The sequence below is a fragment of the Polynucleobacter sp. UK-Gri1-W3 genome (assembly GCF_018881595.1).
In the GTDB taxonomy this organism is placed as follows: Bacteria; Pseudomonadota; Gammaproteobacteria; order Burkholderiales; family Burkholderiaceae; genus Polynucleobacter.
This window is the reverse complement of sequence record NZ_JACVQA010000001.1, coordinates 204587-219480: the sequence shown is the minus strand read 5'-3', so window position 1 is coordinate 219480 and position 14894 is coordinate 204587. Positions and strand designations below refer to the sequence as shown.

The 14894-nt window shown below is 45.3% G+C and carries 19 protein-coding genes; 13 read left to right on the top strand and 6 right to left on the bottom strand.

The features are described 5' to 3' along the window. The first annotated feature begins 3 nt into the window (after nt 1–3). Nucleotides 4–1755, top strand: a complete 1752-nt coding sequence (gene ptsP / locus ICN36_RS01105) for a phosphoenolpyruvate--protein phosphotransferase (RefSeq protein ID WP_216226626.1) — start codon at nt 4–6, stop codon at nt 1753–1755. Nucleotides 1756–1770: 15 nt separating this feature from the next. On the opposite strand, the gene ICN36_RS01100 is transcribed toward ptsP, so the two are convergent. From ICN36_RS01100 to gpmA, 3 genes are read right to left on the bottom strand one after another with little or no spacing between them, the layout of a single operon-like run. Next, nucleotides 1771–2523, bottom strand: a complete 753-nt coding sequence (locus ICN36_RS01100) for a HesA/MoeB/ThiF family protein (protein WP_216226625.1) — start codon at nt 2521–2523, stop codon at nt 1771–1773. Nucleotides 2524–2546: 23 nt separating this feature from the next. Continuing rightward, nucleotides 2547–3980, bottom strand: a complete 1434-nt coding sequence (locus ICN36_RS01095; RefSeq protein ID WP_216226624.1) for a S41 family peptidase — start codon at nt 3978–3980, stop codon at nt 2547–2549. 12 nt (nt 3981–3992) lie between these two features. Continuing rightward, nucleotides 3993–4682, bottom strand: coding sequence for a 2,3-diphosphoglycerate-dependent phosphoglycerate mutase (gene gpmA / locus ICN36_RS01090; protein ID WP_216226623.1), 690 nt, complete (start codon nt 4680–4682; stop codon nt 3993–3995). 22 nt (nt 4683–4704) lie between these two features. Here gpmA and ICN36_RS01085 point away from each other — a divergent pair, with 22 nt between their 5' ends. The 4 genes from ICN36_RS01085 to ICN36_RS01070 are packed head-to-tail and all read left to right on the top strand — an operon-like array spanning nt 4705 to nt 6962. Continuing rightward, a complete protein-coding gene (locus tag ICN36_RS01085) occupies nt 4705–5118 on the top strand; it encodes a rhodanese-like domain-containing protein (RefSeq protein WP_216226622.1) in 414 nt (137 codons plus the stop codon). Nucleotides 5119–5128: 10 nt separating this feature from the next. Then, a complete protein-coding gene (gene grxC / locus ICN36_RS01080) occupies nt 5129–5383 on the top strand; it encodes a glutaredoxin 3 (protein WP_216226621.1) in 255 nt (84 codons plus the stop codon). 19 nt (nt 5384–5402) lie between these two features. Continuing rightward, nucleotides 5403–5915: a protein-export chaperone SecB gene (gene secB, locus ICN36_RS01075; protein WP_216226620.1), complete on the top strand. Its 513-nt coding sequence runs from the start codon at nt 5403–5405 to the stop codon at nt 5913–5915. A gap of 24 nt (nt 5916–5939) precedes the next feature. Next, a complete protein-coding gene (locus ICN36_RS01070; RefSeq protein ID WP_216226619.1) occupies nt 5940–6962 on the top strand; it encodes an NAD(P)H-dependent glycerol-3-phosphate dehydrogenase in 1023 nt (340 codons plus the stop codon). A gap of 22 nt (nt 6963–6984) precedes the next feature. Here the strand turns inward: ICN36_RS01070 and trmL are convergent, their stop codons facing one another. Beyond that, complete coding sequence (trmL, locus tag ICN36_RS01065) at nt 6985–7455, bottom strand: tRNA (uridine(34)/cytosine(34)/5-carboxymethylaminomethyluridine(34)-2'-O)-methyltransferase TrmL (RefSeq protein ID WP_216226618.1); 471 nt, start codon at nt 7453–7455, stop codon at nt 6985–6987. Next, nucleotides 7448–8026, bottom strand: a complete 579-nt coding sequence (locus ICN36_RS01060) for a ComF family protein (RefSeq protein ID WP_370623365.1) — start codon at nt 8024–8026, stop codon at nt 7448–7450. Before ICN36_RS01060 ends, trmL begins: the two co-directional genes overlap by 8 nt. A gap of 206 nt (nt 8027–8232) precedes the next feature. Here ICN36_RS01060 and ICN36_RS01055 point away from each other — a divergent pair, with 206 nt between their 5' ends. From ICN36_RS01055 to ICN36_RS01025, 7 genes are all read left to right on the top strand, one after another. Continuing rightward, nucleotides 8233–9030, top strand: coding sequence for a class I SAM-dependent methyltransferase (locus ICN36_RS01055; protein WP_216226616.1), 798 nt, complete (start codon nt 8233–8235; stop codon nt 9028–9030). 180 nt (nt 9031–9210) lie between these two features. Further along, entirely contained in the window at nt 9211–10368 is a 1158-nt protein-coding gene (gene coxB, locus ICN36_RS01050; RefSeq protein WP_216226615.1) for a cytochrome c oxidase subunit II, read from the top strand. A gap of 43 nt (nt 10369–10411) precedes the next feature. Further along, nucleotides 10412–12031 (top strand): cytochrome c oxidase subunit I, encoded by a 1620-nt coding sequence (gene ctaD / locus ICN36_RS01045; protein ID WP_072582675.1) that lies wholly within the window; start codon nt 10412–10414, stop codon nt 12029–12031. Continuing rightward, the gene (locus ICN36_RS01040) at nt 12015–12146 is read left to right on the top strand and encodes a cytochrome oxidase small assembly protein (protein WP_216226614.1); all 132 of its coding nucleotides are present in this window, start codon (nt 12015–12017) and stop codon (nt 12144–12146) included. Before ctaD ends, ICN36_RS01040 begins: the two co-directional genes overlap by 17 nt. A 13-nt stretch (nt 12147–12159) precedes the next feature. Continuing rightward, nucleotides 12160–12744, top strand: coding sequence for a cytochrome c oxidase assembly protein (locus ICN36_RS01035; protein WP_216226847.1), 585 nt, complete (start codon nt 12160–12162; stop codon nt 12742–12744). A 17-nt stretch (nt 12745–12761) separates the two neighbouring features. Next, complete coding sequence (locus tag ICN36_RS01030; protein ID WP_216226613.1) at nt 12762–12935, top strand: DUF2970 domain-containing protein; 174 nt, start codon at nt 12762–12764, stop codon at nt 12933–12935. A gap of 29 nt (nt 12936–12964) precedes the next feature. After that, nucleotides 12965–13819 carry a cytochrome c oxidase subunit 3 gene (locus tag ICN36_RS01025; RefSeq protein WP_216226612.1) on the top strand — a complete coding sequence of 285 codons (855 nt, stop codon included), beginning with the start codon at nt 12965–12967 and terminating at the stop codon, nt 13817–13819. A gap of 65 nt (nt 13820–13884) precedes the next feature. Here the strand turns inward: ICN36_RS01025 and ICN36_RS01020 are convergent, their stop codons facing one another. Continuing rightward, nucleotides 13885–14097, bottom strand: coding sequence for a twin transmembrane helix small protein (locus ICN36_RS01020; protein ID WP_216226611.1), 213 nt, complete (start codon nt 14095–14097; stop codon nt 13885–13887). A 14-nt stretch (nt 14098–14111) separates the two neighbouring features. Between ICN36_RS01020 and ICN36_RS01015 the strand changes: the two genes are divergently transcribed. Then, nucleotides 14112–14894 (top strand): SURF1 family protein, encoded by a 783-nt coding sequence (locus tag ICN36_RS01015; RefSeq protein WP_255531184.1) that lies wholly within the window; start codon nt 14112–14114, stop codon nt 14892–14894.

Sequence of the window (14894 nt, the reverse complement as noted above, 5' to 3'; positions counted from 1 at the left end):
AGGGTGACTTTTGCATTGCACGGAATTCCGGTATCGAAAGGCATTGCCATTGGCAAGGCGGTACTGATTTCTCGCGCAGCATTAGAAGTGAGTCACCATCTGGTTGAGCCCGGAAAAGAAGAGGCTGAGGCCCAAAAGTTGCTGGATGCTTTTGATCAGGTTCGCATAGAGCTTGAGCAACTGCGCCAAGGGTTGCCTAAGGATGCTCCACAAGAGATGGCAGCTTTCTTGGACGTGCACGGCATGATATTGGCTGACCCTGCTTTGGCTGAAAAGCCTATTAAATTAATCCGTACACAACGATTAAATGCTGCTTGGGCATTAACAACTGAACTCAATGATCTTTTAGAGCAGTTTGCAGATATTGAGGATGCCTATTTAAAAGAGCGTGCCAATGATATTCGGCAGGTTGCTGAACGTGTCATTAAGGCATTAAATGCGCAGAAAAAAGATCCTTTAAACGATTCAGATTTTTTACCCGTGAGTGATGTCGGGGTTGAATCCATCATCGTCGCCCATGACATTGCACCGCATGACATGCTCCGTTTTAAAGAGCATGCCTTTACTGGTTTTGTAACTGACCTAGGGGGCAAGACCTCTCATACCGCCATTGTGGCTCGTAGTATGGAGATTCCTGCGGTAGTGGGTGTGCGACATGCTAGTGAAATGATTCGTCATGGAGACTGGCTAGTATTGGATGGCGAGCGAGGGGTTGTAGTCGTAGCTCCTGACGAGCAGTTGCTATCTGAATACCGAAAACTGCAAACTCAAGTCTTGAAAGAAGCGCGCAAACTTCAACAGTTAAAGCATGCAAAAACCGAAACAGCTGACCGCGTTGAAATTGAACTATTTGCCAACATTGAATTACCAGAAGATGCAATACAGGCAGTGAAGTTAGGGGCCGTAGGGGTTGGCTTATTCCGCTCCGAATTTTTATTCATGGATCGCAAGCAGGCTTTACCGGATGAAGAGCAGCAGTATCAAGAATATCGTCGTGTCGTCGATTTAATGCATGGCTTGCCGGTAAATATCAGAACAATTGATGTTGGCGCAGATAAGGCACTAGGTGGCGGCGGTGACATTTCGCAGACGGGTACGTCTCCCCTTGGTTTGCGGGCCATTCGCTGGTCGTTAACAGAGCCTGAAATCTTTTTGACTCAGCTAAGGGCAATATTGCGTGCATCAGCCCATGGTCAGGCGCGCATCATGATTCCAATGTTGGCGCATGCTAAAGAAATCGATGAAACTTTTAGGTTGATTGAAAAAGCAAAGCAACAACTACATCAGCGTGGCAAAGCATTTAATCCCAATATTCAAGTTGGTGCCATGATTGAAATTCCGGCCGCTGCTTTGGTATTGCCTTTATTTATCAATCGATTTGATTTTCTATCTATTGGCACGAATGACTTAATTCAGTACACACTGGCAATTGATCGAGCAGATCATGCAGTGGCGCACTTATATGATCCGCTACACCCAGCCATCTTGAACTTGCTGGCTAATATTATTGAGCAAGCTAAACGTGCAAATGTGCCTGTAGCTGTATGTGGCGAGATGGCAGGTGATCCTGCGTTAACAAAGTTATTGCTTGCCTTAGGTTTGACTGACTTCTCGATGCACTTTAGCCAACTATTGCTGGTAAAGCGCGAGATCTTAAGAGCAAATGTCGGGCTGCTTAAAGCAAGGGTTGCCAGAGTGCTTAGGGCTTATGAGCCTGAAGAGCAGGCAAAGGCTTTGGAACGATTACTGTCTTAAATACCCGGTGCATTGTCAGTGTGAGGATCCACACACTGAGCACTCAGGATTTCGGCTTATACGGATCTCATCAATTTGGGTGGTGCGACCATTCCAAAGTAACATGCGCCCGACGAGGGGTTCCCCAAAACCAATCAATACTTGTAGCGCTTGAGCCGCTTGCATGGCTCCAATGATGCCCACTAATGGTGAGAAGATGCCCATACTGGAGCAACTGACCTCTTCAAACTGCTCGTCTGGAGAAAAGATACAGGCATAGCATGGGGAGTTGGAATTACGGGGGTCGAAGACGCTGACTTGACCATCGAACTTGAGCGCCGATCCCGAAACCAATGGAGCCCTATGTTTCACGCAGGCGGCATTAATGAGGTGTCTGGTTGAGAAGTTATCCGTGCAATCTAAAACAACATCAACACTTGGAAGCAATTCATCTAGTAATGAATCAGTAGCTTTGGCTTGAATAGTTTCAATTTGAATAGTTGAATTGAGGTGTTGCAAAAACTCTTTTCCGGAGCTCACTTTACTTTTACCTATGCTGCTCTCGGTATGCATGATTTGGCGCTGCAAATTAGTAAGCTCAACTTCGTCATGATCGACTAAGGTAATGTGGCTCACACCTGCGGCAGCCAAATAGGGCGCGGCAGCACTGCCTAAGCCTCCTGCACCGATAACCAGTACATGAGAGTTAAGAAGCCTTTCTTGGCCAGCAACATCGATTTCTTCAAGCAACAAGTGCCTAGAGTATCGAAGTAACTGCTCATCATTCATTTGCCGGCCGTGAGGATATAAAGTTATTCGAGCTTAGATGCAGAGCGCTTTACGGGCTGTCCATTAATAAAGGCCACCGCTTGAGAAAGCATGAAGTCATCTGCACTACCCAGTTCAGTAGGCTTCTTATTTTTCTCTTTCTCTTTTTCCTCAGGAGTCTTCTTGGCATTTTTTTCTTCAATGCGCTGTAACTCTTCGATGCGACGTTGTTCCCGATCTTTAATCAACTTATCTTCGGCAGACTGCTTATTGCGGAGATGTTTTTCGCTATCAATCTCACGAGTGATTAATACATCATCTGGATCACCATCTCTGTTTTGATCTACTGGAATATCTGGTTTCACACCAAAAGCCTGAATCGACTTGCCACTTGGGGTGTAGTAATAGGCGGTAGTAATCTTCAGCGCTGAATCATTGGTCAGGGGGCGAACGGTTTGGACAGAGCCCTTACCAAAGGTCGTTTTTCCAATAATGGTTGCGCGTTTATAGTCCTGGAGTGCGCCAGCCACAATCTCGGAGGCTGAGGCGGAATAAGCGTTTACCAAGACCACCATAGGCAATTTCTTAAATATCGCTGGAACACCTGCCAAAGGGTCGCCAGACTCATTTAGGCGATACATCGCTGGCGTTGCATTAAATACCTGTTTTGAATCTGGGGACTGGCCTTTAGTAGAGACAATGACTGCGTCAGCAGGCAAGAATGCTGCAGCCACACCCACAGCTCCTTGTAATAGACCGCCGCCATTGTTGCGTAGATCAAGAATGATGCCTTTGAGTTTTGGATCTTGATTGGCAATATCAGTTAATTTCTTGGCAAGATCTGGAACGGTACGCTCTTGAAAGCTTGTGATGCGTACCCAAGCAATATCGTTATCCAAAATTTTTGTTTTGACTGACTGAACTTTAATCTCTGCGCGAGTGATTGTGACCGGAAAGCTACGCTCCTCACTCTTACGAAATACCGTCAAAGTAATTTTGGTTCCAGGTTCGCCGCGCATAGTCCGCACAGCTTTGTCTAGAGACATACCGCGTACAGGTTTATCATCAAGGCGTGTAATGAGGTCTCCAGCTTGAAGTCCTGCTCGTGCTGCTGGGCTATCTTCAATTGGATTTAAAACCTTAACTACCCCATCTTCAGAAGTAATTTCTATTCCGAGACCAGCAAACTTTCCAGAGGTCATCTCTTGCATTTCTGCAAAATCTTTTTTGTCTAAGAAAGTGGAATGAGGATCAAGACTACTGACCATTCCTTTAACAGCATCCGTTAATAGTTGCTTGTCTTCAATAGGCTCAACGTATTCGCGCTTAATTTGGGCAAAGACATTCGATAGCGTGCGAAGCTCATCTAGGGGTAGCTGAGTGCCTTGCTGGGCGGTCGCAGAGAGCTGAATCGTAGCTGCTACACCGGCGATAAGACCAACGGCTATCAGGGCAAAGTTCTTTAGAAATTGACGCATATCTTTTTTGCTTTAATCCAAATAAAAGTGTTGAATGGGTTTGAGGTTGTCATCTAGCTCATATACAAGAGGAATACCATTTGGGACGTTTACTTCCATGATGGCTTCATCAGACATTTGATCTAAATATTTAATTAAAGAGCGGATGCTGTTGCCATGCGCAACAAGCAAAACACGTTTGCCGGCTTTCAGGGCAGGAGCAATAGATTCATTCCACAAGGGCAACACACGCTCAACGTTGTCTTTAAGGCATTCGCCCAATGGAATATCAGAGGGGTTTAATTTTGAGTAGCGTGAATCATTCTTAGGATGACGTTCATCATCTTGCTCAAGTAGCGGAGGGCGCACATCATATGAACGACGCCAAATGTGAACTTGCTCGTCGCCATACTTTGTTGCTGTTTCTGCTTTGTTGAGGCCGGTAAGCGCTCCATAGTGACGCTCATTGAGGCGCCAACTGTGGACCACTGGAAGCCACATTAAATCCATAGCGTCTTGAACATGCCAGAGGGTGCGAATGGCGCGCCTCAAAACAGAGGTATAGGCGATATCGAATTCATATCCGGCTTTTTTGAGGTTTTCACCTGCGGCTAGGGCCTGTTCTACACCTTTGGGGGTTAAGTCAACGTCCGCCCAGCCGGTAAAGCGGTTTTCAAGGTTCCAGGCGGATTCGCCATGACGAATAAGGACAAGTTGTTTCATAGAGCCATTCTATAATCCGGTGATGAACTTTCTCACGCAAATTGATAATTTAGCGCTTATTGCCCTCCTACTGGTTTCAGGCATAGCGCTTTTCCTACCCACATTATCTACGCTTATTGGCGGAAAAGGCTTGTCGCCTACGGAAGCGACAATTTGGATTAATCGACGCAAAGCGCATGTGTTGGATTTGCGTTCGGAAGAGGCCTTTAAAGCAGGGCATCTGCCTGGTGCCAAGTTTACCAATGCTGCGGGCTTAACTGCAGCCATCGAAAAGCTGAAGATTGATCGCAAGCACCCTGTAGTACTGGTTTGTGAAACTGGCGCCCAATCACGCAAACTCCTAGCCGAAGTCCAAAAACTGGGTTTTGCTGAAGTAGGCGCCTTAGATGGCGGTGTTCAAGCCTGGAAAGCAGCAGCCCTTCCATTAGTGAAGTAAGGAAAAATTCATGCCTTCAGTAACAATGTATAGCACTCAGGTTTGCCCATATTGCGTTATGGCTGAAAAGCTATTAATCAAAAAAGGCGTTGCTAATTTAGAAAAGATTTTGATTGATCGTGATCCCTCCCAACGTGAAATCATGATGACACGCACTGGTCGCCGCACTGTTCCCCAGATTTATATTGGGGACACGCATGTTGGCGGCTATGACGACTTAGTAGCATTGGATCGCGCTGGACAGCTCGATCCTTTATTGGCTTAATAAAGAAAGAAAGTTAGCAATGACTGAACAATCCTCCGCACCCCAAGCAAGCACTGAACAATCTAAAGAACCTGGGTTTCGTATTCAGCGAATTTATCTTAAGGATTTGTCGCTTGAACAACCAAATGCACCACAGATTTTATTGGTAGCATCCGAGCCACAAGTACAAGTTGAGATCGATATTTCTGTCGCTCCTTTAAGTGAGGGAATCTTTGAAGTAGCTTTGAGCTCTACGGTGACTGCAAAGGTAGATGCAAAAGTATTGTTCTTGGTTGAAGCAAAACAAGCTGGTATTTTTGAGTTCAACAATATTCCAGCTGAGCAAATTGATCCAATGCTGGGTATTGCTTGCCCAACAATTTTGTATCCATATTTACGCTCAAATATTGCTGACGTTATTGGTCGTGCAGGCTTCCAGCCAATTCATTTGAACGAGATTAATTTCCACGGTATGTACGAACACCGTTTGATGCAAGCTCAACAAGAAGCTGCTGCTAAGGACGGCGCAGCATCAGAGAGTAAGCCTCACTAAGCTCAACTAGCGAGCCCACAGATCATGAAAGTGACACTGCTTGGTGCTGGTGCTTGGGGAACGGCGATGGCGGCACAAGCCGCTCGCTATCTCCAAGTGGGCGATGTTTGTTTATGGTCGCGTAGCAAGCAGCAGCTAGAAGATCTTCAGGAGAGCGGTGAAAACCGCGCTTATCTTTCTGGTATTCATTTGCCTGAAGGGCTCAAGTTTGAGGGTGATTTTTCTACTGTCATCAAACGACTTTCTAGTGATGACTTGTTGGTCATTGCTACGCCAATGTCAGGACTTTCAGAAACTATCGCCCAGGCCTTAAGGATTGCTGACCATCCACTCAATATTATTTGGCTATGTAAAGGCTTAGAGCCTAATACTGCTTTATTGCCACATCAGGTTGTAGAGCGCGAAAGCAAAATTCATTCCCACGGACTAACGCATTCCTATGGCGCTTTGTCTGGCCCAAGTTTTGCGCGCGAGGTTGGCATGGAAATGCCGTGTGCATTAACAGTAGCCAGCAAATCTGCAAAATTATGCGAGACAGTTCAGGCAGCTTTTCATCATGGCAATATGCGCATCTATTCAAGCGATGACCTCATTGGCGTTGAGTTGGGTGGAGCAATTAAAAATGTCTTGGCAATTGCTGCGGGTATTGGTGATGGTCTCGACTTGGGTCTTAATGCCCGCGCTGCAGTCCTCACCCGAGGCTTGGCAGAGATGATGCGCATTGTGAAAGCCGCAGGCGGTAAATCTGAAACTTGTATGGGCTTAACTGGTGTTGGGGATTTAATTTTGACTGCTACCGGTGACTTATCTCGCAATCGTCGAGTCGGGCTTGAGCTTGCTGCCGGTAAATCATTGCCAGAGGTTTTGGCAAGTCTCGGTCATGTTGCCGAGGGCGTACTTTGTGCAGAGGCAGTCGGTGACTTGGCAAAACGTCTTGAAGTTGAGATGCCTATTACTTCAATGATGGGTGAAGTGCTATCGGGAAAATTGAAGCCGCATGATGCTGTTAAAAAGCTAATGGGGCGAGATCCTAAAATCGAATCTTAAGCCCACTATCTAGGTCAGCTTGTTACTGCCCTCCTGCCAAGCCATTTTGGCGCCATGCTTCGTATACAACAATCGCTACAGTATTTGATAAATTCAAGCTACGACTACTATCTTGCATCGCTAAGCGCATGCGATTCTCAGCTGGAATGGAATCTCTGACTTCATCTGTAATACCTTTAGTTTCAGAGCCAAATACAAAGTAATCATCGGGCGAGTATTTGCCTTCATGAAACTTTCCTGAGCCCTTAGTGGTTAATGCAAAGAGATGTTGAGGATCAGGTTGCTCATCTTTTAAAAACTGCGCCCAATTTTTGTGAACTTTTACTTTTGCAAACTCGTGATAGTCCAAGCCCGCTCTACGCAACTTAGCGTTTTCCATGGGAAAGCCAAGCGGTTCAATTAAATGTAACTTAGCTCCAGTATTGGCACATAAGCGAATGATGTTGCCTGTATTGGGCGGAATTTCTGGTTCGAATAAAACAATATTAAACATGAGGAACTCTTTGAATTGGCCGCGCAGCTCTCAGTAAAACCCAATTGATTACGCGAGATACGCCATTGTCCTTCAGAACGCGTGCAATTTCATTAAGAGTTGCTCCGCTGGTCATTACATCATCAAACACTATGACAGTCTTATTTTGTAGTTTCTGAACGTCACTCGCTTCAACATAAAACATTCCCTGAATGGCTAGGTGACGATTAAACAGAGAGCTTCCGGCTTGGTGTTCTGAATAATGATGTCGGCGAAGTACATAAGGTGATTTTTGAATATGTTGTCCACAGCGAATATGTTTAGCAATCTCCCAGCTTTGATTAAAGCCGCGTTGTGCTAGCTTTTGGATGCTGAGTGGAACTGGTAGTAAATAATCTGCGGGAATATCTTCTAGCTCTTGGCCGATAAGCAAGTTCCATGTGTTGCTAAGCGCACCAGCAAATGCGATACGTTTCTGATACTTCAATTCATGTAGGGGGAGTTGTAATAATCCTTCATAGCGATCTAAGCAATAGGTTTCATCAAAGTAGGGTTCGATGTATTGGCACTCCACACATTTTTGTATAGGCACTTCTGAAGCTTGAAGTGCAATGCCACATTGGTAGCAACATTGATAGTTGCACAATGCATCATCTTTCAATGAGCCGAGGCACTTATTGCAAACTGAGAATTTTTGAAATGCCTGACAAATGATGCAAGCCGTTGGCAATAGATGCTCACAAATAGTTTGAAAAATGTTCTTTGGAATTCGCATGGGGCGCTGAGTATACTGAGCCAATGACCCAACCCATCAGATGGTTACAAGACGAAATTGCAGATCGCATGCTGCAGAAATTGGATATCGTTAAGCTCGATGCAAAAGATATCCTGATCGTGCCAGACTTTGCTGGAAAGCATTTAGAGATGCTCGCCAAACGCTTTCCAAAGGCACGTACTTTTAGCATTACTGAAACGGGTGTTTCCGGTTTTCAAATGTGGCGCGCTAAGGTGATGACCAATTGGCGATCTTTATTTGCCGGCAATACTAGCCCCTTGGCAAGCTATGCATCATCTGGAAGATTTGATATTCCTGATAATTCTGTCGATTTGGTTTTTAGTGATCTTTTATTGCAGGATTTGGCAGACCCAAAACATTTTCTACAAGAGTGTTGGCGCGTATTGCGTGAGGGGGGTTTGCTCACGTTTAGCTATTTGGGACCTGACACTGGAAAAGAGCTACGCTCACTAGAGTTGACAGGGTTAAAGCAGAAAAATCTATTGAGTCCTTGGGATATGCATGACATGGGAGATGTCTTGCTTGGCGAGCGTTTTTCTGACCCAGTTATGGATATGGAGTACTTGACATTGGACTATGAGAAGTCTGAGTTATTGCTTGCGGATATTGATGCTCTGAAATTGATGCATTCCGACCCTCTTACAGTCCCTCAAATGAGTGTTTTGCCACAAAAGCTGACCTTAGAAGTGGTTTATGGGCACGCATGGGCCCTCGGAAAACACCTCGCAAAGGCGAAAGACAACGTCGCTTACATTGATCCAAATCAAATTACGCGCAAGACTAGGTCAGATTCTGCGTAAGTGTAAGTGCTTACTATCATTTAAACCTTGACGAAGATTGGATCAAGCTAGGTTATTCAGGTTTGTTGTTGCGCCTAATTAACCCTATAATCACGGCAGGATGTATTGGCATAAGACCGTTTTTTTGGGCATTCTGTGGCACTTTTGCTGCTGTGCTCACGACAATAAACAGAGAATAAGATGAATTTATTTGGAAAAGTCACTAGGGCTTCGCTCTATTTCGCAGTAGCCTTTGGCACTGCATTTGCTCATGCAGCAGAGAATATGCCTGGTGGCCCAGCTGTCAATCAGCTGAATTTTGCGCCTGCTGCTACCAAAATCATGCAGGAGATCCATTGGTTGCACTGGATGATGTTGGCAATTTGCGCACTCATTTTTGTGGGCGTTTTTGGAGTGATGTTTTATTCCATCTTGAAACACCGCAAATCATTAGGTCACAAATCAGCCTCATTTCATGAGAGCACGACTGTTGAAATTATTTGGACAGTAATTCCATTGCTCATCGTTATCGGCATGGCATTGCCAGCAACCAAAACTGTTGTGGCGATGAAAGATACTACCAATTCTGACATCACTATTAAGACCACTGGCTATCAGTGGAAATGGGGTTACGACTACATCAAAGGTGAAGGTGAAGGCATTAGCTTTTTGTCTACCTTGGCGACATCACGTGAAGCAATCAATAACTTAGCACCCAAGTCAGATACCTATTTGATGGAAGTGGATAACGAATTAGTTGTGCCGGTTGGCAAGAAAATTCGTTTGATCACTACTGCTAATGATGTTATTCATGCTTGGACTATCCCAGCATTTGGCGTAAAGCAAGATGCGATTCCTGGTTTTGTGCGTGACACTTGGTTTAGAGCCGATAGGACTGGTACATTCCGCGGTCAGTGCTCTGAGCTTTGCGGTGCAGAGCATGCCTTTATGCCTATCGTTGTCCGTGTAGTTTCACAAGAGGACTACACCAAATGGGTGGCTGAGAAGAAACAAGCAATGGGCGCTGGTGGCGATGACCCTTCTAAGGTTTACACCTTGGATGAGCAAAAAGAACGCGGTGCCAAAGTCTACGCAGCAAACTGTGCAGCTTGCCACCAGCCAAATGGCAAAGGTGCTGGCGCATTCCCCGCATTGGATGGCAGCAAAGTAGTGAATGGTCCTAAAGAGGGTCAGTTCAATATCTTGCTCAATGGTAAAAATGCAATGCCGAAGTGGGCAGGCGTACTTTCTGACGGAGACATTGCGGCCGTTATTACTTATACCCGTAATTCATGGGGTAATAAGACTGGCGAAGTGATTCAGACTCAAGAAATTATGACCGCGCATGGCGGTAAGTAATCAATATTAACTAATACAGATAAAAACGAAACCGGAGTAATCCATGAGTACAGTCTCTACTACCCACGATCACGCACACGACCACGCGCATGATGATCACATGCCACACGGATGGCGTCGTTGGTTGTTTGCAACCAACCACAAAGATATTGGCACGATGTATTTGCTCTTCTCATTCATCAGCCTTTTAGCTGGTGGCACGATGGCTTTGGGTATTCGCCTAGAATTATTCCAGCCTGGTTTGCAATTCTTCCGTCCCGAGTTCTTTAATCAGCTAACAACCATGCATGGCTTGGTAATGGTGTTCGGTGCAATCATGCCGGCATTCGTTGGTTTCGCTAACTGGATGGTGCCTTTGCAAATTGGTGCATCTGACATGGCGTTTGCTCGTATGAACAACTTTAGCTTCTGGATTCTGCCAGTGGCTGCAACCTTGTTATTGAGCTCATTCCTTGTCCCTGGTGGCGCTCCAGCAGGTGGTTGGACTATGTATGCTCCGTTGACCTCACAAATGGGTCCTGGCATGGATATGGCTATTTTTGCCCTTCATTTATTGGGTGCCTCTTCCATCATGGGTTCGATCAATATCATCGTGACCATCTTGAATATGCGCGCTCCGGGCATGACTCTGATGAAGATGCCAATGTTCTGCTGGACTTGGTTGATCACTGCTTATTTGTTGATTGCTGTGATGCCTGTATTAGCTGGTGCGATCACGATGACCTTGACTGACCGTCACTTTGGCACCTCATTCTTCTCCGCAGTTGGCGGTGGCGACCCAATCATGTTCCAGCATATTTTCTGGTTCTTCGGTCACCCAGAGGTTTATATCATGATTCTTCCAGCATTTGGAATCGTGAGTGAAATTATTCCTGCTTTCTCCAGAAAAACATTATTTGGTTACAGTTCAATGGTTTATGCAACAGCATCTATTGCGATCTTGTCGTTCATCGTTTGGGCTCACCACATGTTTGCAACTGGTATGCCGGTAACTGGTCAATTGTTTTTTATGTACGCAACGATGTTGATCGCTGTTCCAACTGGCGTGAAGATTTTTAATTGGGTGGCAACGATGTGGAAAGGTTCGATGACTTTCGAAACTCCAATGTTGTGGGCCATTGGTTTTATCTTCGTATTTACGATGGGTGGCTTTACTGGTTTGATCTTAGCAATGGCGCCAATTGATATCGGTTTGCAAGATACCTACTATGTTGTGGCTCACTTCCACTATGTACTGGTAGCAGGTTCATTATTTGCCATGTTCGCCGGTTTCTACTACTGGTGCCCCAAGTGGACAGGTCGCATGGCTAGTGAAACTCGCGGCAAGATCCACTTCTGGACTTCCATGATTTTCTTTAACATCACATTCTTCCCGATGCATTTCTTGGGTTTAGCTGGTATGCCGCGTCGCTATGCTGACTATCCAACCCAGTTTGCTGATTTCAATTTAATCGCTTCGATCGGCGCATTGGGCTTTGGCTTATCGCAGGTCTATTTCTTGATCTTTGTTGTGCTTCCTGCATACCGCGGCCAAGGTGAAAAAGCACCAATGAAGCCATGGGATGGAGCTAAAGGCTTGGAGTGGATTATTCCTTCTCCAGCACCTCATCATACTTTTGAAACTCCACCTAGTGCTGAGCAAATGCATGAAGCCGGAATTTAATTCATCAGAGAAACAAGCCCTTGCTGCGAAAAATCGCAGGATGGGCTTCATTCTTTTGAGTGTTGTGTTGATATTTTTTATTGGTATTGTGATTAAACGGGGTATGTTGGGTTAATCCCGCGATGATGATGGTTTCAACTCAATCACTGAACCGCCAGATTTTATTAAAGCTCTTAATTGCAGCGGTAATGATGTTTGGTTTTGGTTACGCACTAGTCCCAATGTATAGAGCCTTGTGTGAGGTGACCGGGATTAATGTTGTAACGAGCAAAAATGACTATGGTGTCAGAGCGTTTAGCCCTAACAAGGTTGGTAATACCCAGGTTAACTATGCACGAACGGTAACAATTGAGTTTGACTCTAATAGCCGTGGCCCTCTTACTTTCAAACCAGTAAAGAATTTTTTAGAAGTACATCCTGGTGAAATGACTGAGATTGTTTATGAGGTCACCAATAATCAGGATCGCCAAGTGCGAGCACAGGCAATACCGAGTTATGCGCCTAAAAGCGCAACAGAATTTTTTACTAAGTTAGAGTGTTTTTGTTTTCAGGAGCAAACGCTCGCAGCTAAGGAAACAAGAAAGATGCCAGTTGTCTTTGTCATCGATGCAGGCTTGCCTGACGATGTGAAAACAATTACTTTGTCGTATACCTTCTTTGAATTGGGTATTGGTGGTACACCACCTGCCCCCAAATCAAGGGTTGCTTCTTGAAAAAGAAAAGTAGTTTTATGCAATCTATGAAAGCCGTGATGTGGGGTTTTCTGGGGGTGCGTAAGAAGTCAGGTTTACAGGAAGATGTTGCTTCATTGAGTTTTGTACACATTATCATTGCAGGTGTTGTTGGCGCCTTGATTTTTATGGGCGTTCTCCTGTTGATAGTGAAAGCAGTTGTGTCCCATTGATTTTTTTTTGATTGAATAGAGAGAATAAGATGTCATCCAATTCAACCCCATACTATTTCGTCCCTGGACTATCTAGACATCCAGCAATGGCCGCCTTTGGCTTAATTGCTTTTGCCTTTGGTATTTCAGGGTGGGTAAATCATACTTCTTGGGGCGCCCCTCTTACTCTTGCGGGCGTGGCATTTGTTATATACGTTTTGTATAACTGGTTCGGTGACACAATTGCTGAATCTAATGCTGGTAAGAATGGTATCAACGTTGACATTTCTTATCGCTGGTCAATGGCTTGGTTCATCTTCTCCGAAATCATGTTCTTCGGCGCATTCTTTGCGGCCCTCTTTTATGCCCGCAATATTGCGATGCCTTGGATGGGTGATGTTGAGAGCAAATTAATTTGGCCCAATTTCCAGGCTGTATGGCCAAATGATGGCCCTGCAGGATTAGTTGAGAAATTTACAACGATGGGCCCTTGGCCTATTCCAACTATCAACACACTGCTGTTGTTGAGCTCTGGTGTGACCATTACTATTGCGCACCATGCATTAGTACAGAATCACATGAAGAAGGCCATTATTGGCTTAGCTGCTACTGTTGGCCTGGGCTTCATCTTCTTGTGCTTCCAAGTCTTCGAGTACTACCATGCTTACCATGAGCTCAATTTGAAGCTTACATCAGGTATCTACGGCTCTACATTCTTCATGTTGACTGGATTCCATGGTTTCCACGTGTTCCTTGGCGGCACTATGCTGGCGATCGTTTTACGCCGGATGATTCGCGGCGACTTCACGGCTAAGCATCACTTTGCATTTGAAGGGGCTGCTTGGTATTGGCACTTTGTTGACGTAGTCTGGCTTGGTCTATACATCGCTGTTTACTGGATGTAAGTTGAATAAAAATCGGGGCTCTAAGCCCCGATTTGTTTTAGCGCTTTTGTTTTGTGCAATAACGATTAATTTGTCCCAACTCTGATACCAGTAGCCTCAATTAGGCCAAAGTAATGGGCTAGCAGAATGCCTAAAAATAGCACGACGGACAATCCGATGCGCAGCATCAGTGAATGAACCATGCGGGAGCTATTCCCCCTATCTTTCATCATGTAATACAAGGCTGATCCTAAGCTAAAAACAATCATTAGTAGGACAATAGGAATAATCCACTTCATTTCAGATCCCTCAATTGAATAAGCTGTTTTTTAACCTTGTTACCAAGCGCATAGTTGCTACTTTATCAGCCTTGCTGGTGATTGCGATCGGCTGTGGTGCTGGAGTTTGGCAATTAAGTAGGGCTAATACCAAAATTGCCTTAGCAGCGAACTTACAGGCTCGTCAACAAATGCCTATCTTAAGTGCCAATGCAGGACCATGGACTTTGGAAGAGGTGAGTGAGCGCCGTATGATTGCTCGTGGACAATATATTCCCGAGGCAGCAGTTTGGCTTGATAATAGGCCAAGACCTATCCCTCCTGCTGGGAGCGCGATTGCACAGTCCGGCTTTTACCTGATGATGCCTTTGAGGCTTGAGGGGAAAGACGAGGTTCTTTGGGTGAATCGGGGTTGGGCGCCGCGCAATAACGAAAATCGTGAGACGCTTCCGCCAGTGCACACTCTAAACAAGGTGGTCAATGTTGAAGGGATCGTATTTGCGCATCCCGGCAAAGTCTTTGAGCTTGGGAGTGGCAAGATTACTGCCGATATCAACAAGCCAAGAATTGAGCAAAATTTTGATTTAGTGGCGGAAGGGAAGGCTCATAGTTGGGCGCAAAGCCCTTTTATCTTGCGTGAGCTTGAGGTTGGCACAGAGGATGGCTTGCTACGTGATTGGGCGCCCCTGACAAGCGGAGTAGATCGCCATTATGCTTATGCATTCCAGTGGTTTGCTTTGGCTTTTGCTGGATTTTTATTTTGGTTACTAAGTGGCCTGCGGCAATATAAACGACAGGAATTAACGAATGGGGATTAA